The organism is Pseudomonas sp. Pseusp3, from assembly GCF_047304225.1.
Lineage (GTDB): Bacteria > Pseudomonadota > Gammaproteobacteria > Pseudomonadales > Pseudomonadaceae > Aquipseudomonas > Aquipseudomonas fluorescens_CD.
This window is the reverse complement of record NZ_JBGLYV010000005.1, coordinates 89566-107705: the sequence shown is the minus strand read 5'-3', so window position 1 is coordinate 107705 and position 18140 is coordinate 89566. Positions and strand designations below refer to the sequence as shown.

Below are 18140 nucleotides of genomic sequence, written 5' to 3'. Positions count from 1 at the left end.
TTCACCTGATTTTTTTAGGAGATTCGTATGACCAGCAACAATCCGCAAACCCGTGAATGGCAAACCTTGAGCAGTGATCACCACCTGGCTCCGTTCAGCGACTTCAAGCAGCTGAAAGAGAAAGGCCCGCGGATCATCACCAACGCCAAGGGCGTTTACCTCTGGGACAGCGAAGGCAACAAGATCCTCGACGGTATGGCCGGCCTGTGGTGTGTCGCGATTGGCTATGGTCGCGATGAACTGGCCGATGCCGCCAGCAAACAGATGCGCGAGCTGCCTTACTACAACCTGTTCTTCCAGACGGCACACCCACCGGTACTGGAACTGGCCAGGGCCATCGCCGACATCGCGCCGCAAGGCATGAACCATGTGTTCTTCACCGGTTCCGGCTCTGAAGGCAACGACACCATGCTGCGTATGGTTCGTCACTACTGGGCGATCAAGGGCCAGCCGAACAAGAAAGTCATCATCAGCCGCAAGAACGGCTATCACGGTTCCACCGTGGCCGGCGCGAGCCTGGGCGGCATGACGTACATGCACGAACAGGGCGACTTGCCGATCCCGGGCATCGTCCACATTGCCCAACCGTACTGGTTCGGCGAAGGCGGCGACATGACCCCGGAAGAATTCGGTGTGTGGGCCGCCAACCAGCTGGAAGAAAAGATTCTGGAAGTTGGCGTCGACAATGTCGGTGCCTTTATTGCCGAGCCGATCCAGGGCGCCGGCGGCGTGATCATTCCGCCAGAGACTTACTGGCCGCGCATCAAGGAAATCCTCGCCAAGTACGACATCCTGTTCGTGGCTGACGAAGTGATTTGCGGTTTCGGCCGTACCGGCGAGTGGTTCGGTACCGATTTCTACGGCCTCAAGCCCGACATGATGACCATCGCCAAGGGCCTGACTTCGGGCTACATCCCGATGGGTGGCCTGATTGTGCGTGACGAAGTGGTGGACGTGCTCAATGAGGGTGGCGACTTCAACCACGGCTTCACCTACTCCGGGCACCCGGTGGCGGCGGCTGTGGGGCTGGAAAACATCCGTATCCTGCGCGACGAAAAAATTGTCGAGCGCGTGAAGTCCGAAACGGCACCGTATTTGCAAAAGCGTCTGCGGGAACTGAACGATCACCCGCTGGTGGGTGAAGTTCGTGGGGTCGGGCTGTTGGGGGCCATCGAACTGGTACAGGACAAGGCCACTCGCAAGCGTTACGAGGGCAAGGGCGTCGGCATGATCTGTCGTCAGTTCTGCTTCGACAATGGCCTGATCATGCGCGCAGTCGGCGACACCATGATCATCGCTCCGCCACTGGTGATCACGCCGGCGGAAATCGATGAGCTGGTGACCAAGGCTCGCAAGTGCCTTGACCTGACCCTGAGTGCATTGCAGGGCTAAGTGCTAGGCTCAGAGCGAGGGAGCTGCGGCGCTCTCGCTCAAAGCTGTCACAAAGGCCGGTCTTTTCTTGAAAGACCGCCTCGGATCTTGCCAGACTAGCCGCAGTTCCAGTTGCCCGGGTTCGGTCGCTGAACAAAGTGGTTCAAAAAAGAAAAATTTGGAGCATGACGCATGAAGGCATTAGGTAAAAAGCTTGCTGGCAAGACACTTCTCGCCCTGTCCGTCGCGGGCATGATGGCGGGTGCGGTTCAGGCGGACGACAAGGTGTTGCACGTCTACAACTGGTCCGACTACATCGCTCCGGACACCATCGCGAACTTCGAGAAAGAGTCGGGGATCAAGGTCGTTTACGACGTATTCGACAGCAACGAGACCCTGGAAGCCAAACTGCTGGCGGGCAAGTCCGGCTACGACGTGGTCGTGCCGTCGAACAACTTCCTGGCCAAACAGATCAAGGCCGGCGTATATCAGGAGCTGGACCAGTCCAAGCTGCCTAACTGGAAGAACCTGAACCAGGATCTGCTCAAGGCCGTTTCGGTCAGTGACCCTGGCAACAAGCACGCCTTCCCGTACATGTGGGGCTCGATCGGCATCGGTTACAACCCGGAGAAGGTCAAGGCTGCGCTGGGCGTCGACACCATCGACTCGTGGGACGTGCTGCTCAAGCCGGAAAACATCGCCAAGCTCAAGGGTTGCGGTGTGAGTTTCCTCGATTCGCCGACCGAAATGCTCCCGGTCGCGCTGCACTACCTGGGCCTGCCAACCGACAGCCAGAAGAAAGAAGACATCAAGAAAGCCGAGGACCTGTTCCTCAAGATTCGTCCTTCGATCACCTACTTCCACTCCTCCAAGTACATCTCGGACCTGGCCAACGGCAACATCTGCGTAGCGGTTGGCTACTCGGGTGACGTTCAGCAGGCCAAGTCCCGTGCCGCAGAGGCGGGTGACAAGGTCAAGGTCAGCTACGCCATTCCGAAAGAAGGCGCTGGCAGCTTCTTCGACATGGTCGCGATTCCCAAGGATGCCGAGAACGTCGAGGGTGCCTACAAGTTCATGACCTTCCTGCAGAAGCCTGAAGTCATGGCCGGTATCACCAACGCCGTACGCTTCCCGAACGGTAACGCCGCTGCAACGGCTCTGGTGGAAAAAGACATCACCAGCGATCCAGGCATCTACCCGCCAGCCGATGTGCAGGCCAAGTTGTATGCCATCGCCGACCTGCCAGCGGCGACCCAGCGTGAAATGACCCGCAGCTGGACCAAGATCAAATCAGGTAAGTAAGAAATACACCCTGTAGGAGCGAGCTTGCTCGCGATGAACCTGAGAGCACCGCTGGGTGTCAGGCACCCAGCGTTATCGTTGACGACCATCGCGAGCAGGCTCGCTCCTACAAGGATCTGCATAAAGTTTGCTGGAACGGTTTTTCGAGGGTAAGTTGCGCGCCGGTTTTGTTGCTGGGCAACCACGGTTGTCATGTAACGCGGGGCAACTTGGGCCCAACTAAATTCAGAGGACCTCCACTTGCCTATTTTTTCTATGTTGCGCAATGCCTTGCTGGCCGCTGCCGGGCTGACGATTGCTGTCAGTGTCCAGGCCGCCGGCACTGTGCATATTTATAACTGGTCGGATTACATCGGCGAGACCACCCTGGCCGACTTCCAGAAAGAGACCGGAATCAAGCCGGTTTATGACGTCTTCGATTCCAACGAAACCCTGGAAGGCAAGTTGCTGGCCGGGCGTACCGGTTATGACGTGGTCGTACCGTCGAACCACTTCCTCGGCAAACAGATCAAGGCCGGAGCATTCCAGAAGCTCGACAAGTCGCAGCTGCCGAACTATTCCAACCTCGACCCGGTGCTGCTCAAGCGTCTGGAGCAGAACGATCCGGGCAACCTGTACGCCGTGCCGTACCTGTGGGGCACCAACGGCATCGGTTACAACGTCGACAAGGTCAAGGCGGTGCTGGGTGTCGACAAGATCGACTCCTGGGGTGTTTTGTTCGAGCCGGAAAACATCAAGAAGCTGCATAGCTGTGGCGTCGCGTTCCTCGATTCCGCCGATGAAATGATGCCGACAGTGCTCAACTACATGGGCCTGAACGCCAACAGCACTGATCCCAAGGACTACGAAAAGGCCACCGCCAAGTTGCTCGCGGTGCGCCCTTACGTGACCTACTTCCACTCATCCAAGTACATCGCAGATCTGGCCAATGGCGATATCTGCGTGGCGATCGGTTTTTCCGGTGACATCTTCCAGGCCAAGCACCGTGCCGAAGAAGCCAAGAAGGGCGTGAACATCGCCTACTCGATCCCGAAAGAGGGCGGTGCGCTCTGGTTCGACATGCTGGCGATTCCGAAGGACTCGGCCAACGTCAAGCAGGCCCACGCTTTCATCAACTATTTGCTGAAGCCTGAGGTGATTGCCCAGGTCAGTGATTACGTCGGCTATGCCAACCCTAACCCGGGGTCGGACAAACTGATGGAACAGTCCATCCGTACCGACGAAGCGGTTTATCCACCGCAAGAGGTTCTCGACAAGACCTACGTGTCCATCGAGCTACCGCCGAATATTCAACGATCGATGACCCGCAGCTGGACCAAGGTCAAGTCGGGTAAATAGTTTCAAGGCTCAAACTATCCAAGGTTCGCTCACCTTGAGCGGACTGAAAATTTTGTTGGGAGTTTCGTAAATGGCAGTTGCCTCCGGCGCCTATAAGAAAGCCCTCGAGGGCGACCAGCAACCTAAACAGGTGCTGGTCAAAATCGACCGGGTCACGAAGAAGTTCGACGAGACGATTGCCGTGGACGATGTGTCCCTGGAAATCAAGAAAGGCGAAATTTTCGCCCTGCTCGGCGGCTCGGGATCGGGCAAATCCACTCTGCTGCGCATGCTCGCAGGTTTCGAACGGCCCACGGAGGGGCGCATTTTCCTCGATGGCGTAGACATCACTGACATGCCGCCCTACGAGCGGCCGATCAACATGATGTTCCAGTCCTACGCCTTGTTCCCGCACATGACCGTGGCGCAGAACATCGCCTTCGGCCTCAAGCAGGACAAGATCCCGAACGCTGAAATCGATGCCCGCGTGGCCGAAATGCTCAAGCTGGTACAGATGAGCCAATACGCCAAGCGCAAGCCGCATCAGTTGTCCGGTGGTCAGCGTCAGCGTGTGGCCCTGGCCCGCTCCCTGGCCAAGCGACCGAAGCTGCTGTTGCTCGACGAACCGATGGGCGCCCTGGACAAGAAGCTGCGCTCGCAAATGCAGCTGGAGCTGGTGGAGATCATCGAGCGCGTCGGCGTAACCTGCGTCATGGTGACCCACGACCAGGAAGAGGCCATGACCATGGCCGAGCGCATCGCGATCATGCACCTGGGCTGGATCGCCCAGATCGGCAGCCCGATCGACATCTACGAAACCCCGACCAGCCGCCTGGTCTGCGAATTCATCGGTAACGTGAACATCTTCGAAGGCGAAGTGATCGAAGACGCCGAAGGCCACGCAACCATCACCTGCAAGGACCTGGACCGCCAGATCTACGTCGGTCACGGCATCAGCACCTCGGTGCAGGACAAGTCGGTCACCTACGCGATTCGTCCGGAAAAGCTGCTGGTCACCGCCGACATGCCGACTTGCGAGTACAACTGGTCGAGCGGCAAGGTGCACGACATCGCCTACCTCGGCGGCCACTCGGTATTCTACGTCGAACTGCCAAGCGGCAAGCTGGTGCAGTCGTTCGTAGCCAACGCCGAACGCCGTGGCACGCGTCCGACCTGGGGTGATCAGGTCTACGTGTGGTGGGAAGACGACAGCGGCGTGGTACTTCGCTCATGAACATGCGCAAACTCAAACGCCGTCTCAATCGAATAATTCCCGGTGGCCGTCAGATGGTCATCGGCATTCCATTCATCTGGCTGTTCCTGTTCTTCATGCTGCCGTTCTTCATCGTTCTGAAGATCAGCTTCGCCGAAGCAGACGTGGCCATTCCGCCGTATACCGAAATCTACAGCTACGCCGAGCAGAAGCTGCAGTTGCTGCTGAACCTGGGTAACTACGCGATGCTGGGCGGTGACGAGCTGTACATCGCCGCTTACCTCGGCTCGCTGAAGATGGCGCTTTTCAGCACCATCCTCTGCCTGTTGATCGGCTACCCGATGGCCTATGGCATCTCCGTTGCCCGCAAGGAAGTGCAGACGGTGCTGGTGCTGCTGATCATGATGCCGACCTGGACCGCGATCCTGATCCGCGTTTATGCGTGGATGGGTATCCTCAGCAACAACGGCCTGCTCAACGGGTTCCTGATGAGCATGGGCTGGATCGATGAGCCGCTGCAGATCCTCAACACCAACCTGGCGGTCTACATCGGCGTGGTTTATTCCTACCTGCCGTTCATGATCCTGCCGCTGTACGCCAACCTGGTGAAGCATGACCAGAGCCTGCTGGAAGCCGCGTCCGACCTGGGCTCGAGCACGTTCAACAGCTTCTGGAAAATCACCGTGCCGCTGTCGAAAAACGGCATCATCGCCGGCTGCATGCTGGTGTTCATCCCCGTGGTGGGCGAGTTCGTGATCCCGGAACTGCTCGGCGGTCCGGAAACCCTGATGATCGGTAAAGTGCTCTGGCAAGAGTTCTTCAACAACCGTGACTGGCCGGTGGCGTCCGCCCTGGCGGTGGTGATGCTGGCGATCCTGATTGTGCCGATCATCCTGTTCAACCGCAGTCAGGCCAAGGAAATGGAGGGTAAAGAATGAAGCGCTTCCGTTTCTCCAGCCTGATGCTGGTACTGGGTCTGTTGTTCATCTACCTGCCGATGCTGATCCTGGTGATCTACTCGTTCAACGCATCGAAGCTGGTAACGGTGTGGGGCGGCTGGTCGATCAAGTGGTACGTCGGCCTGCTCGACAACTCGCAACTGATGGGCTCGGTGGTGCGCTCGCTGGAAATCGCCTGCTACACGGCGGTGGCGGCGGTGGCGCTGGGTACGCTGGCGGCATTCGTGCTGACCCGCATCACCCGCTTCAAGGGCCGTACCCTGTTCGGTGGCCTGGTGACTGCGCCGCTGGTAATGCCCGAGGTGATCACTGGTCTGTCGCTGTTGCTGCTGTTCGTGGCCATGGCGCAGATGATCGGCTGGCCGCAGGAACGCGGCATCGTCACCATCTGGATTGCCCACACCACGTTCTGTGCGGCGTATGTGGCGGTGGTGGTTTCGGCGCGCTTGCGTGAGCTGGACCTGTCCATCGAAGAGGCGGCCATGGACCTGGGCGCGAAACCGTGGAAGGTGTTCTTCCTGATCACCATCCCGATGATCGCGCCATCGCTGGCGGCCGGCGGCATGATGTCGTTCGCGCTGTCGCTGGATGACCTGGTGTTGGCGAGCTTCGTGTCCGGCCCGGGTTCCACGACCCTGCCGATGGAAGTGTTCTCGGCGGTACGCCTGGGGGTCAAACCCGAGATCAACGCCGTGGCCAGCCTGATTCTGCTGGCGGTGTCGATCGTGACCTTCATGGTCTGGTTCTTCAGCCGTCGTGCCGAAGAGAGCCGCAAGCGTGCTATCCAGCAAGCGATCGAAGAAGCGGCAGCCGATTCATGGAAGCAACCGGACGTGCGTCGCGCGCAGGCACCGGAAGCGGCTTGAGCCTGAAGTCGGGTTGGCCACAGCTCTGCGGCCAACCCAATCCTCTGTAGGAGCGAGCTTGCTCGCGAAGGTGTGTCAGTCGAAGTCAATGTGACTGATGCACCATCGCGAGCAAGCTCGCTCCTACAAGGTCTCTTATGCAGTCCAGGGTGATTTGCGGATGACCTCGACGAAGTTCATCGGCTTGAACCCAGGCTCCTGATCCACCAGCACGTCGGTCTTCACATTACCGAACGTGGTCTGCGGACGGTGGCGCAAGCCGTCGGCAAACGCGCAGATGATGCATTCCTTGAATCCCTCGCCCCGTGGATGCGCATGCACCACTGCTTCGCGCTGCACGGTGGAAAACGCCGCGTAGTCCATGCCCAGCACGTCCATCTCGACACCCGCCGTTACCAGCGCCACGGTGGGCCGCAAGTGTTGCGGTACGCCCGGTGTGGTGTGCAGGGCAATCGATAGCCAGACCTGTTCGATATCGTCATCGCTCAGCCCGTAAGGCTTGAGGAACGCTGCTGCGGCGTTGGCTCCATCGACTTCGAAGCGCTCGTTGTCACTGCGATGACCTTCCACCAGGCCCAGGTCATGGAACATTGCCCCGACGTACAGCAACTCCGGGTTGTAGGTCAGTTGCTTGCGCTCACCGCTCAGTGCGCCGAACAGGAATACCCGGCGCGAGTGGTGGTAGAGCAAGTCTGATTCGATGTCGCGGATGTACTCGGTGGTGGCCCTGGCCAATGCGCTGTCGGGGATCCTGATGCCGGCGATGGTGGTGCTCATGGAGTTTTCCTCGTCGTGAACGCCTGAGTGGCGCTGAGGGTTTCAGTCTGTTCCGGCCCCCGAAGCCGGACAATCGATCCATGGCTGCGATCCCGGCCAATGAGCGTGCATATCGCGCCACCCTCGCTTGTTGGGCGGGGATTGGATAGGGTGCATGCAGACTCTGTAGGAGCGAGCTTGCTCGCGATGGACGTCAACGATGACGTGGGCTGCCTGGATGTACGCGGCGCTCTTGCGTCCATCGCGAGCGAGCTCGCTCCTACAGGGAACGGTGCAATCAGATCCACAGAAGGCGATTCACGTCATGAGTAAAACCGTCGCCATCGTGGTGTTCGCCGGCGTCCAGTCGCTGGACGTCACCGGTCCCATGGATGTGTTTTCCGAGGCCAATCGTTTCCTTGCGCCCGAGGATCACTATCGGCTGGAGGTAATCGGCGTGGAGCGTGGGGTGATGGCGTGTTCCAACGGTCTGGCGCTGAACGCCCATCGGCATTTCAGCGAAGCGCTGGAGCCGTATGACCTGCTGCTGGTGGCCGGCGGTCCGCAGTTGCCGTTCATGGATTTCGGCATGGCATTCGATGCCTGGTTGCGCGATGCCTGTGCGCGGGCCCGGCGCTTTGGCTCGATCTGCAATGGCGCCTTCATGCTCGCCCGCGCAGGGTTGCTGGAGGGGCGCACAGTCACCACGCATTGGCAGGACGCGTCGGAACTGGCGGCGCTATGCCCCTCGTCCCGTGTTGAAGCGGATCGCCTTTATGTAGAGGACGGGGAGCTGTTCACCTCGGCCGGGGTCACGGCGGGGATTGATCTGTCCCTGTACCTGCTGGGGCGGGATCACGGGCCGGAAGTGGCGCTGAATGTCGCCAAGCGGCTGGTGGTGTTCACCCAGCGTTCGGGCGGGCAATCGCAGTTCAGCCCATTCCTCACGCCCCACGCCGAACCGACCTCGGCAGTGGCGATGGTCCAGCATTACGTGTTGGCCAACCTGACCGGTGACTTGACCATTGCCGATCTGGCCAACGCCGCCAACATGAGCGCGCGCAATTTTTCCCGGGTATTTGCCAGGGAAGCGAAAATCACCCCGGCCGAGTTCGTCGAACGTGCGCGGGTCGATGCGGCGCGGGTGATGCTCGAAAGCACTCGTGCGCCGCTCAAGACCGTGGCCTATCAGTGCGGTTTCCGCGATGCCCAGCACATGCGCAGCGTGTTCAATCGCAGGCTGGGGGTGACGCCTCAGCAGTTTCGGCTGAACTTTGCGGCGATGGTTTGAACTGACATTTTTGTTGCCTTTGAGGGCCTCTTCGCGAGCAAGCCCGCTCCCACAGGTTTCTCTGGTGTTCACAAAATTTGTGTTCGACACAGATCCTTGTGGGAGCGGGCTTGCCCGCGAAGGGGCCGGTCCAGTCAATGCAAAATTACTGCGCAGCCCGCGCCGGAAGCAGCTTCAAGGTGCTGCGGGTATTGGCCGTGACTTCTTCATCATTGAGATGTGCCTGGAAGTAAACCCCTTCTATATAGGCTTCGGCCTGATCGTCGAAGTGACGGTCGAACAGCACGCCGCTCTGGCCAACCGGGTTGACGGTCAGGCTGTGGGCCGGGTCGGCGAAGTCGATCAGGCGCCGGGTCGAGGGGCCATAGGTGACAGGCCACGGAGCCGGGCCGATCTTCGCCGAGAGGTTGTTCGGCACTTCATGGGTGCCGGGTGCGGCAAAGGGGCCGACATTGAAGATCAGGTCCAGCGGCTTTTGCTGCCCCAGCGGATGGCCATGGGTCAACGTGTGCGCGCTGCCCCACTGCCATTGCGAGGTGTCCGCGCCAAGGGTGTTCTTGAGATGCGCGATGCTGGCTTGCCAGGCTACCTTCACCGTGTCAGCACGGGTTTCCTTGCCGAGGGTGCTGCGGTTGTCCCACCACGGTGAATCGGCAGTGGCGGCCAGGCGGGGGAGCGCAGCGTCGATCACCCGGGTCGAGAGCAGCGTTTCGAAGAAGTCGTTACCCAGCTCATCGCGCATCGTCGCGTCAGCCAGGTTGAACAGGAACTGGTTGAACAGTGTGGCGCTGGTCGAGTCGATCGGGTAATCGCCTTTCCACTGGGCCAGTTGCTCCACCAGTTTGAGTTCGGCGGGATCCTTCACCACTTCGCGCAACACCGGCAACAGCGGTGCCAGCAGGCGCGGGCCGTAGGCGGTGGTGGTGCCCAGTTGCAGTTTCTGGCTGTTTTCCAGATCCCACTTGATGGCTTTGTCGCTGAGCTGGCGATTGAGTTGCTGGCCGCGATCGGCAAGGTTGTAATAGCCGGGAATCTCCATGCCGGTCGGTGATACTGGCTGGAAGTTGGCCGAGACGATGTAGCCCCGCGCCGGATTCTCTTCCTGAGGGTTGGCGCTGAACGGGTAGAAGCCATCCTTGTCCGCCTCGGCTGTGCTGCCATCGAGGATGAACCACGGACGTACACCCGCCGGACGTTTAGACAATTGCGCCGCCGCCCACCAGCCGATGTCACCCTTGGCATTGGCCCAGACAACGTTCAGGCCCGGAGCCTGGATTTTTGACGCGGCACCGCGGGCCTTGGCCAGGGTGTCGGCGCGATTGAGCTGGTAGAAGCCCTCCAGGATCGGGTTCTGGCTTTCGAGAAAAGCCCACCACATGGCAATCGGTGTTTTGCCGACGCCGTTGCCCAGGGCATCGTTGACGATCGGGCCGTGAGGCGACTGGCGCAGCACCAGGGTGACCGGGGCCTGGCCCTTGACCGCGATCTGCTGCTCGCTGGTCGTCATGTCCACCCAATTACCGCGATACCAGACCTGATTGGGGTTGTCCGGGTTGACCTTCTCGGCGATCAGGTCGAGGTCGTCGTTCTGGAACATGGTGATGCTCCAGCCGAAGTCGTGGTTCATGCCCAGGGAAGCGAACGGCATCAAGGCCTGATAGTGGCCGTAGAGTTCGAAGCCCGGTGCCGAGAGATGCGCTTCGTACCACACCGACGGCGCGGAAAAACGGATATGCGGATCACCCGCCAGCAGCGGCTTGCCGCTTTGGGTCCGGTTGCCCGCAACAACCCAGGCGTTGCTGCCCTCGTACTGTGGCAGGCCGTTGTCAGCCAAGGCTTGTTCGCTCAGGCGGGCGAGGGTGTTGAGGTCTTTCCAGTCGGCGCTGGCCAAGGCGGGAGCTGTCCCGCTGAGCACGCCTTTTGGCTGCCAGTCGAGATCGAAGATGTTCAGGTAGTCGGGCCCCAGTTGATCGCGCACGAATGTCAGCAAGGGTTCGGTACGAAAGGCCGCAGCAAAGCTGTAGGCCATGTACCCGGCAATACTGATGGTGTCCTGGGCGGTAAATGGACGCTTGGGAATACCCAGCACATCGAACTCCACGGGTTTGGCGTGACTGTCCTGATACTGGTTGATGCCGTCCAGATAGGCTTGCATGGCGATGAAGGAGGGCGACTGCTTGTCGAGATTCGCCAGGTAGGTTTCAGCGCGTTCGCGAATGCGCAGGCTGCGCATCAGTTTGTCGGTGTCGAGCAGTTTCGGCCCGAGCACTTCAGCCAGTTCGCCACGGGCCAGACGACGCAGGACTTCCATCTGGAACAAGCGGTCCTGGGCATGCACGTAGCCGAGGGCGCGGTACAGGTCTGTTTCGTTTTCGGCGCGGATGTGCGGGACGCCGCGCTCGTCGTAGCGCACGGTGACGGAGCCTTGCAGGTGTTGCAGTTCCACCATGCCCTGGCGTGACGGCTGCTTGCTGTAGAGGTACCAGCCGGCCCCGGCGGCCAGCACGACGATCAACAGAGCGAGAGCGGTCAGGCTGCGTTTCATGGCGACTCCTTGTTGTTATTGTGATTCCAGGGGCCACTGTGTAACACGGCGCGCCGATTTGGCGCATCGCCCGTAGGAGGGATTCGTATTGCCGTGTCGTTCCCTACTTCGCTGGATCGACAGGCCACGGGCAGTAACAACCCACGGCCAGTGTGTGCGTGGCACTCACTGCGCGGCCTTCATCCAGTGCTTGCAGGATGGGCTCGATAAAGCTGTTGCTGGAGTTACAGGTCAGGCCTTCGCTGTACGGGCCGAAGTACGCCAGTTTGCCGCTGCGATCCCAGATCGCCACGGCCGGGCTGGCGGGGATCTGCTCGGAACCGGGCAGGATGTCGATGGTTTTCAGGCTGCTCAAGGTGCTCGGCAACTGGCCATGGCTACCGGGCTTTTGCACGGCATAGAATTTCACGCCATGGGGTGCATAGCGCTGCACCAGTTCGGCCAGGTGTTGTTGATTGCCGACATTGCACGGGCAGGCCGGGTCCCAGAAATGCACCAGGCGGATGGCGCCGGGGCCGGCGAGGGATGCGGGAAGGCGCAGCGGATCACCCGAAAACATTGCCGTGTGCTCGCTGAACGCCCGCAGGTAACGCCCCTGGAACCAGTCGTAGGCCGCCCACAACACGCCGGCACACACCACGGCGAGCAGGCTGGCAAACAAGGTGGTGCGAAAGGGCAGGCGCATCGGTTCAGTCCTCGAAGGCCGGCTAGCTTGCCATGCTTGCCGCGACAGAAGAATATCGCAGGCCTATAAAGTCCGTTTCACGCTCTGGAATTGTCCATGCCGGCTACTTTCGACCCCGATCTTCTACGTGCAGGCTTGCTGCCGCTGGCGGCCGGGCAGCCGTTGTCGGCGCAGGCGCAGGCTTACCAGCAATTCTACGGACTGGATTTTGCGTCGCGTCAGGTGCGCAGCGGTCTTGGGCGATTCGATGTCGATGGCTATGAACTGGTCAGCCAGTTCTGGTGGCCAGAGCGGGCGAAGGCGACGCTGTTTGTCATCCACGGTTTCTACGATCACACCGGGCTCTACCGGCATGTGATCGAGTGGGCGCTGGACCAGGGCTTTGCGGTGATTGCCTGCGATTTGCCGGGGCATGGCTTATCCAGTGGCGAGCGGGCGAGCATCAAGGATTTCGCCGAGTATCAGGACGCATTGCAAGGGTTGTTCCGCGAGGCGCAATCCCTCGACTTGCCGCAACCGTGGCACCTGTGCGGACAGAGCACCGGCGGGGCGATCGTGATCGATCATGTGTTGAATGCAGGAGCGAATAGCCCGGCGCAGGGGCAGGTGATCTTGCTGTCGCCGCTGGTGCGGCCGCGGGCGTGGGGTTGGTCGCAGCTGAGTTACTACCTGCTCAAGCCTTTCGTCAAAGCCATCGCCCGGCGCTTCAGCGAGAACTCCAACGACCCGGCCTTTTTGCCGTTCCTGCAGGCCGATCCGTTGCAGCCGCTGCGCCTGCCGACAGCATGGGTGGGTGCGTTGGCGCGCTGGATCAAACGCATCGAGGCCGCACCCATGAGTCCCCGCCGGCCGCTGATCGTGCAGGGGCAGGCCGACATGACGGTGGATTGGGAGCACAACCTGGAAGTGTTGCGGGGCAAGTTTGATCGGCCGCAGGTGCTGATGCTGCCCGAGGCACGGCATCATCTGGCGAATGAAACGCTGGTGATGCGACAGGAGTATTTCGGGTTTTTGACCAAGCGGATCAAGGGGCGGAATTCCTAGTGACTGTTCTGGCCCCTTCGCGAGCAAGCCCGCTCCCACAGGGGGGCGGTGTGTACAGATCCAATGTGGGAGCGGGCTTGCTCGCGAAAGCGGTCTAACTGGCGCCGAAAATCACTGGGTCAGGTTCGAATTGCTCTGCCCCACCGCCAACCCCGCCCGAATCGCCGCCAGCGCCGCTTGATAATAAGCCTGGCCTTCTGCCGATTCGGCAAAGGTCGCGAACTCTTCCAGCTCGTCGTCCGACAGGTCGCGATAGACATACAGCAGTGTGTTGTTGAGGTCGCTGCCGATCTGGTCCATCAGGCGCTGGCGCTGGCCGTTGAGCATGCCCTGGGCCTGACCGGCACCGAGCAACCCAGGGATCATCGAACTCAAGCTGTCGGCGGCAACACCGGCAATCGCCAGGCTGACTTCAGCGCCGGCCTCGCGAGCGGGCAGGGCTTGTGCCAAATGGCCGATGATCAGCATGCGGCTGTCGCTGGCCTGCATCTTCGGCAGACCCTTGGCGTTTTTCGCCAGTTGGTCACGACGGGTCGCCAGCAACTCGGCGGCGACGATTTTCTTGCCCAAGGGCGATTGGAAAAACGTCAATGCGGGTTTGGGGTCGGCGAGATTCTTGCGCAATTGCGTTTCGGCACGCTTGTCTACGGCCTGGGGGGAAAAGCGCTGATTGCTGTTACTGACCAGTGCCTGAAACACCGCCGGCGGCAGGCTGCCCTGGTAGCGTTGCTGAGCAGCCGAGAGGGCGTCGTTGAAATGCGCGCGTTGTTCCGGCCAGCCGGCGACCTTGTACAACTGGTCGTGGCCGTCTGCCCAGGCGGGCAAAGCGCAGAACATCAGCAGTGATAAAAGCAAACGGCGCATAGGGACTCCAGTCAGCAGGCGACTATTCTCCGTGCGGCATCCGTACTTGTCGAGAATTCGTATCAACCCGCTGCGCGGCTCTGTCGGATTTTCGGGCACAGGAATACTATGCGCGGCATGCAAATATCCTCTGATCACCCGCTGCTGTTACGAATCGTCGACGACCTGGCCGAGCACGGCTGGTCGCAGCAGAATATTTTCCTGCCTCAGGACCTGACCCTGGCGCTGGCGGCCGAGTGTCGTAAACGTGCTGCCGGGGGTGAACTGGCTCCGGCCGCGGTGGGCCGTGGGCCCTCATCGGAGATCCGCGAGGGGATTCGTGGCGACCATATCCAGTGGATCGACCCCGGCCAGGCCGAGGTTTGCGACAGCTATCTGTGCTTGATGGACAGCCTGCGCGAGGCGATCAATCGCGGTCTGTTTCTTGGCCTGGAGGATTTCGAAAGCCATTTTGCGATGTACCCGCCCGGTGCTTTCTACCTGAAGCACGTCGACCGCTTTCGCGATGACGACCGGCGCATGGTTTCGGCGGTGGTTTACCTCAATGACGGCTGGCTTCCCGAACACGGCGGCCAGTTGCGCATGTACCTCGACAATGATCGCGTCTACGACGTGGAACCTGTCGGTGGCTGCCTGGTGGTGTTTCTCTCCGGAGAGGTTCCCCACGAAGTCCTGCCCGCGACCCGGGATCGACTGTCGCTGACCGGCTGGTTCCGGCGGCGCGGCAACGAGCCGTTCTGATCATGCAGAAAATTCTCGTCAGCCGCTGCCTGTTGGGACACCGCGTACGTTACGACGGCGGGGCCAGCGGGCCGTTCGACCAGCTTCAGCAGTGGCTTGATGACGGTCGGGTCGTGCCATTGTGCCCGGAGGTCGCCGGAGGCTTGCCAACGCCACGGCCGGCAGCGGAAATTCCAGGCGGGCAGGGCGCGCAAGTCCTCGATGGCCATGCATTGGTGATCACTACCGAAGGCGAGGACGTCAGTGCGGCGTTTTTGTCGGGGGCGTATCAGGCGCTGGAGCTGGTGCAAATGCATGGTATCCGCATCGCCGTCCTCAAGGCCAACAGTCCGTCCTGCGGCAATCTGCTGACCTATGACGGGACGTTCAGCGGCGTGAAGGTCAGTGGCGAGGGCGTGACGGCGGCGCTGCTCAAGCGCCATGGGGTGCAGGTGTTCAGTGAACTGGAGTTGCCGCAAGCGGCGCAGGCTTTATTGACGCTGGACTGACAACCGCCACAAAACCAATGTGGGATCGCCGCACCGCCGCTCCCACAGTTGGGTTTCATTGTTCTTTCGGCTTGGGCTCCACATCCGCATCCGCCCCCAACCACTTCTGCTCCAGCGCTTGCAGTCGCCCATCATCCTTGATCCGCTGCAATGCGTTTTCCAGGCTGGCATGGAACGCCGGATTACCCTTCTGAAACGGAATCGCCAGGCTCACGGCCGGGTTGGCTTTGGGCTTCTCTTCTGTCAGTGACTGCACCAGCAGAATGGAGCGCGGCTCTTCTTTCTGCGCGATCAACTGCGCATGGGTTTGAATGTAAGGCTCGCTGAAATCGAAACGATCCTTTAGATCGGGGGTCTCTGCTATGTGGTTGATGGCGATGTCGTATTTGCCGCTTTCAACACCGCTCAACAGATCGTTGGAATCGGTGACGACAAAGTCGGCGCGCACATCCAGTTCGTTGGCCAGCATTTGACCCAGTTCGACTTCGAAGCCCGCAAGATTGCCGTCTTCCTTGAAATTGAAGGGGGGTGTATTGGCTTCAAGGGCAATGCGCAATTCGCCGCGGTCGTTCACGTCGTCAATCAGTTCGGCATGAGCCAAAGGGCTCAAAAGGGGTAGCAGGCAGATCAGGCCAGGCAGAAAGCGCATGGTCACTCCTTTGAATTTATTATCGCGACCCTCTGATTCAGGCTCGCTTTGCTATGGTTGTCGAGTGCCTTCGACAACAAATGGCTCTGAAGTTGTCATGACCACGCGGATTTTATGGAAAAACTGGAGAAGAGAATGAAAACCTTTATGTCACGTGCTGCTTTGGCTGGCCTGTTGATGGGTGTTTCGGTGCTGGCCAGTGCTGCAACGCCGGCTCCGAAAGGCGCCGAAGTGTCCATTGTTTCTCCCAAGGACGGTGCGACGATTCCACAGACAGTCGTCGTCAAGTTCGCGGTCGAGAACATTGCCCTGGCACCGGCGGGCGATACCACCAAGAACACCGGTCACCACCACGTGCTGATCGACGTCGATGAGCTGCCAGCCGCCGGTGCGCCGATCCCCAAGGATGCCAACCACCTGCATTTCGGCGGTGCGCAGACCCAGGCTGAAATTACGCTCACGCCGGGCAAACACACCCTGCAGCTTGAACTGGGCGATAGCAACCACATGCCGTTCGATCCGCCGATCGTTTCCGAGAAAATCACCGTCAACGTCAAGTAACGTTGTTGCGTGAATGAAAAAGGGAGCCCGAAGGCTCCCTTTTTTTGTCGCTCAAGTCGCGATCAGAACAACACCCGGCTACGGATGGTGCCCTTGACGTGTTGCAGCTTCTCTTGCGCCAGGTCCGAGTACTCGGCGTCGACGTCGATCACCACGTAGCCGACCTTCTCGTTGGTCTGCAGGAACTGACCGGAGATGTTGATGCCGTTTTCGGCGAAGACCTTGTTGATCTCGCTGAGCACGCCCGGAATGTTTTCGTGGATGTGCAGCAGGCGGTGCTTGCCAGGGTGAGCCGGCAGGGCCACTTCCGGGAAGTTCACGGACGATACCGAAGTACCATTGTCGCTGTACTTGACCAGCTTCTCTGCGACTTCCAGGCCGATGTTGGCCTGCGCTTCGGCGGTAGAGCCACCGATGTGCGGGGTCAGGATCACGTTGTCCAGGCCACGCAGCGGGCTTTCGAACTCTTCGTCGTTGGAGCGTGGCTCCACCGGGAATACGTCGATGGCCGCGCCGATCAGGTGCTTGTCCTTGATGGCAGCAGCCAGGTGGTCCAGCTCGACCACGGTGCCGCGGGCGGCGTTGATCAGGATGCCGCCTTTCTTGATGGCGCGGATTTCCTTCTCGCCCATCATCCACTGGGTGGCGGCGGTTTCCGGTACGTGCAGCGAAACGATGTCGGACATCGCCAGCAGCTCGTGCAGGTTGCCTACCTGGGTGGCGTTGCCCAATGGCAGCTTGGTGATGGTGTCGTAGAAGTACACCTGCATCCCCAGGCCTTCAGCCAGGACCGACAGTTGCGTACCGATCGAGCCGTAACCGACGATGCCCAGCTTCTTGCCGCGGATCTCGAAGGAGTTGGCCGCGCTCTTGATCCAGCCGCCACGGTGGCAGGAAGCGTTCTTCTCAGGGATGCCGCGCAACAGCAGGATCGCTTCGGCCAGCACCAGTTCCGCTACGGAGCGGGTGTTGGAGTACGGAGCGTTGAACACGGCGATGCCGCGTTCGCGGGCAGCGTCCAGGTCGACCTGGTTGGTGCCGATGCAGAAACACCCTACAGCCACCAGCTTCTTCGCGTGATCGAAGATCTCTTCGGTCAGTTGAGTGCGCGAGCGAATGCCGATGAAGTGAGCATCAGCGATCTTTTCCTTGAGCTGGGCTTCCGGCAGAGAACCGGTGAGGTACTCGATGCTGGTGTAGCCCGCCGCCTTGAGGACGTCGACAGCCGATTGGTGGACGCCTTCGAGAAGAAGGAACTTGATCTTGCTCTTATCGAGAGAAGTCTTGCTCATCTGCGTAAACCTGTATCCCGGAGAAAAATGGCAGGGAAGGGAGCAGCCCGGAGCTGACCCGCACGGCAGGAAAGCCGTCGCCGCAGAACAGCCGTTGGGCACTATGCTGCGGGGTCGGTATGCTAGCATATGCGCCCCGCTAAACACTCATTCCTGCGACGTGAAGCGTTCTCAGGATGACCATGAATTGTTCGAG

17 protein-coding genes are annotated in these 18140 nt (G+C 60.2%); 11 read left to right on the top strand and 6 right to left on the bottom strand.

Going from position 1 to position 18140, the window contains the following annotated elements:
* The first annotated feature begins 27 nt into the window (after positions 1-27).
* The 6 genes from ACCD00_RS03385 (at position 28) to ACCD00_RS03360 (ending at position 7028) form a co-directional block, all read left to right on the top strand.
* Positions 28-1392, top strand: a complete 1365-nt coding sequence (locus tag ACCD00_RS03385) for an aspartate aminotransferase family protein (RefSeq protein ID WP_413421903.1) — start codon at positions 28-30, stop codon at positions 1390-1392.
* A gap of 171 nt (positions 1393-1563) precedes the next feature.
* On the top strand, positions 1564-2673 hold the full coding sequence (locus ACCD00_RS03380; RefSeq protein ID WP_413421901.1) for a polyamine ABC transporter substrate-binding protein: 1110 nt from the start codon (positions 1564-1566) through the stop codon (positions 2671-2673).
* Positions 2674-2913: 240 nt separating this feature from the next.
* Entirely contained in the window at positions 2914-4011 is a 1098-nt protein-coding gene (locus ACCD00_RS03375; RefSeq protein WP_413421899.1) for a polyamine ABC transporter substrate-binding protein, read from the top strand.
* Between the two features lie 70 nt (positions 4012-4081).
* Positions 4082-5224: an ABC transporter ATP-binding protein gene (locus ACCD00_RS03370; RefSeq protein WP_008015388.1), complete on the top strand. Its 1143-nt coding sequence runs from the start codon at positions 4082-4084 to the stop codon at positions 5222-5224.
* A 35-nt stretch (positions 5225-5259) separates the two neighbouring features.
* Positions 5260-6141: an ABC transporter permease subunit gene (locus tag ACCD00_RS03365; protein WP_238539257.1), complete on the top strand. Its 882-nt coding sequence runs from the start codon at positions 5260-5262 to the stop codon at positions 6139-6141.
* Positions 6138-7028: an ABC transporter permease subunit gene (locus tag ACCD00_RS03360; RefSeq protein ID WP_413421897.1), complete on the top strand. Its 891-nt coding sequence runs from the start codon at positions 6138-6140 to the stop codon at positions 7026-7028. The genes ACCD00_RS03365 and ACCD00_RS03360 overlap by 4 nt, the downstream gene beginning before the upstream one ends.
* A 135-nt stretch (positions 7029-7163) precedes the next feature.
* Here the strand turns inward: ACCD00_RS03360 and ACCD00_RS03355 are convergent, their stop codons facing one another.
* Positions 7164-7805 carry an HD domain-containing protein gene (locus ACCD00_RS03355; RefSeq protein ID WP_413421895.1) on the bottom strand — a complete coding sequence of 214 codons (642 nt, stop codon included), beginning with the start codon at positions 7803-7805 and terminating at the stop codon, positions 7164-7166.
* 304 nt (positions 7806-8109) lie between these two features.
* On the opposite strand from ACCD00_RS03355, the gene ACCD00_RS03350 reads away from it, so the two are divergent.
* On the top strand, positions 8110-9075 hold the full coding sequence (locus tag ACCD00_RS03350) for a GlxA family transcriptional regulator (protein WP_413421893.1): 966 nt from the start codon (positions 8110-8112) through the stop codon (positions 9073-9075).
* A 145-nt stretch (positions 9076-9220) separates the two neighbouring features.
* Here ACCD00_RS03350 and ACCD00_RS03345 read toward each other — a convergent pair whose 3' ends face one another.
* Positions 9221-11620 carry a penicillin acylase family protein gene (locus tag ACCD00_RS03345; RefSeq protein WP_413421891.1) on the bottom strand — a complete coding sequence of 800 codons (2400 nt, stop codon included), beginning with the start codon at positions 11618-11620 and terminating at the stop codon, positions 9221-9223.
* 103 nt (positions 11621-11723) lie between these two features.
* Entirely contained in the window at positions 11724-12305 is a 582-nt protein-coding gene (locus ACCD00_RS03340) for a DUF6436 domain-containing protein (RefSeq protein ID WP_413421889.1), read from the bottom strand.
* Between the two features lie 96 nt (positions 12306-12401).
* Here ACCD00_RS03340 and ACCD00_RS03335 point away from each other — a divergent pair, with 96 nt between their 5' ends.
* Positions 12402-13349 (top strand): alpha/beta hydrolase, encoded by a 948-nt coding sequence (locus ACCD00_RS03335; RefSeq protein WP_413421887.1) that lies wholly within the window; start codon positions 12402-12404, stop codon positions 13347-13349.
* Positions 13350-13460: 111 nt separating this feature from the next.
* Here ACCD00_RS03335 and ACCD00_RS03330 read toward each other — a convergent pair whose 3' ends face one another.
* Entirely contained in the window at positions 13461-14213 is a 753-nt protein-coding gene (locus tag ACCD00_RS03330; RefSeq protein WP_413421885.1) for a DUF2059 domain-containing protein, read from the bottom strand.
* 108 nt (positions 14214-14321) lie between these two features.
* Between ACCD00_RS03330 and ACCD00_RS03325 the strand changes: the two genes are divergently transcribed.
* Complete coding sequence (locus tag ACCD00_RS03325; protein WP_413421883.1) at positions 14322-14954, top strand: 2OG-Fe(II) oxygenase; 633 nt, start codon at positions 14322-14324, stop codon at positions 14952-14954.
* A gap of 2 nt (positions 14955-14956) precedes the next feature.
* A complete protein-coding gene (locus ACCD00_RS03320) occupies positions 14957-15442 on the top strand; it encodes a DUF523 domain-containing protein (protein ID WP_413421882.1) in 486 nt (161 codons plus the stop codon).
* A 55-nt stretch (positions 15443-15497) separates the two neighbouring features.
* Here the strand turns inward: ACCD00_RS03320 and ACCD00_RS03315 are convergent, their stop codons facing one another.
* Positions 15498-16091: a transporter substrate-binding domain-containing protein gene (locus ACCD00_RS03315; RefSeq protein WP_413421880.1), complete on the bottom strand. Its 594-nt coding sequence runs from the start codon at positions 16089-16091 to the stop codon at positions 15498-15500.
* Between the two features lie 135 nt (positions 16092-16226).
* Between ACCD00_RS03315 and ACCD00_RS03310 the strand changes: the two genes are divergently transcribed.
* Entirely contained in the window at positions 16227-16652 is a 426-nt protein-coding gene (locus ACCD00_RS03310) for a DUF4399 domain-containing protein (protein ID WP_008015365.1), read from the top strand.
* A 62-nt stretch (positions 16653-16714) separates the two neighbouring features.
* Here ACCD00_RS03310 and serA read toward each other — a convergent pair whose 3' ends face one another.
* The gene (gene serA, locus ACCD00_RS03305) at positions 16715-17944 is read right to left on the bottom strand and encodes a phosphoglycerate dehydrogenase (protein WP_007976393.1); all 1230 of its coding nucleotides are present in this window, start codon (positions 17942-17944) and stop codon (positions 16715-16717) included.
* Positions 17945-18140: the final 196 nt, after the last annotated feature.

Bases quoted from the DNA above. Each gene is read 5' to 3' on its own strand.
- ACCD00_RS03345 (WP_413421891.1), bottom strand. From the start codon at position 11,620: ATGAAACGCAGCCTGACCGCTCTCGCTCTGTTGATCGTCGTGCTGGCC.
- ACCD00_RS03360 (WP_413421897.1), top strand. From the start codon at position 6,138: ATGAAGCGCTTCCGTTTCTCCAGCCTGATGCTGGTACTGGGTCTGTTG.
- ACCD00_RS03310 (WP_008015365.1), top strand. From the start codon at position 16,227: ATGAAAACCTTTATGTCACGTGCTGCTTTGGCTGGCCTGTTGATGGGT.
- ACCD00_RS03340 (WP_413421889.1), bottom strand. From the start codon at position 12,305: ATGCGCCTGCCCTTTCGCACCACCTTGTTTGCCAGCCTGCTCGCCGTG.
- ACCD00_RS03355 (WP_413421895.1), bottom strand. From the start codon at position 7,805: ATGAGCACCACCATCGCCGGCATCAGGATCCCCGACAGCGCATTGGCC.
- ACCD00_RS03385 (WP_413421903.1), top strand. From the start codon at position 28: ATGACCAGCAACAATCCGCAAACCCGTGAATGGCAAACCTTGAGCAGT.
- ACCD00_RS03325 (WP_413421883.1), top strand. From the start codon at position 14,322: ATGCGCGGCATGCAAATATCCTCTGATCACCCGCTGCTGTTACGAATC.
- serA (WP_007976393.1), bottom strand. From the start codon at position 17,944: ATGAGCAAGACTTCTCTCGATAAGAGCAAGATCAAGTTCCTTCTTCTC.
- ACCD00_RS03350 (WP_413421893.1), top strand. From the start codon at position 8,110: ATGAGTAAAACCGTCGCCATCGTGGTGTTCGCCGGCGTCCAGTCGCTG.
- ACCD00_RS03315 (WP_413421880.1), bottom strand. From the start codon at position 16,091: ATGCGCTTTCTGCCTGGCCTGATCTGCCTGCTACCCCTTTTGAGCCCT.
- ACCD00_RS03335 (WP_413421887.1), top strand. From the start codon at position 12,402: ATGCCGGCTACTTTCGACCCCGATCTTCTACGTGCAGGCTTGCTGCCG.
- ACCD00_RS03370 (WP_008015388.1), top strand. From the start codon at position 4,082: ATGGCAGTTGCCTCCGGCGCCTATAAGAAAGCCCTCGAGGGCGACCAG.
- ACCD00_RS03330 (WP_413421885.1), bottom strand. From the start codon at position 14,213: ATGCGCCGTTTGCTTTTATCACTGCTGATGTTCTGCGCTTTGCCCGCC.
- ACCD00_RS03320 (WP_413421882.1), top strand. From the start codon at position 14,957: ATGCAGAAAATTCTCGTCAGCCGCTGCCTGTTGGGACACCGCGTACGT.
- ACCD00_RS03380 (WP_413421901.1), top strand. From the start codon at position 1,564: ATGAAGGCATTAGGTAAAAAGCTTGCTGGCAAGACACTTCTCGCCCTG.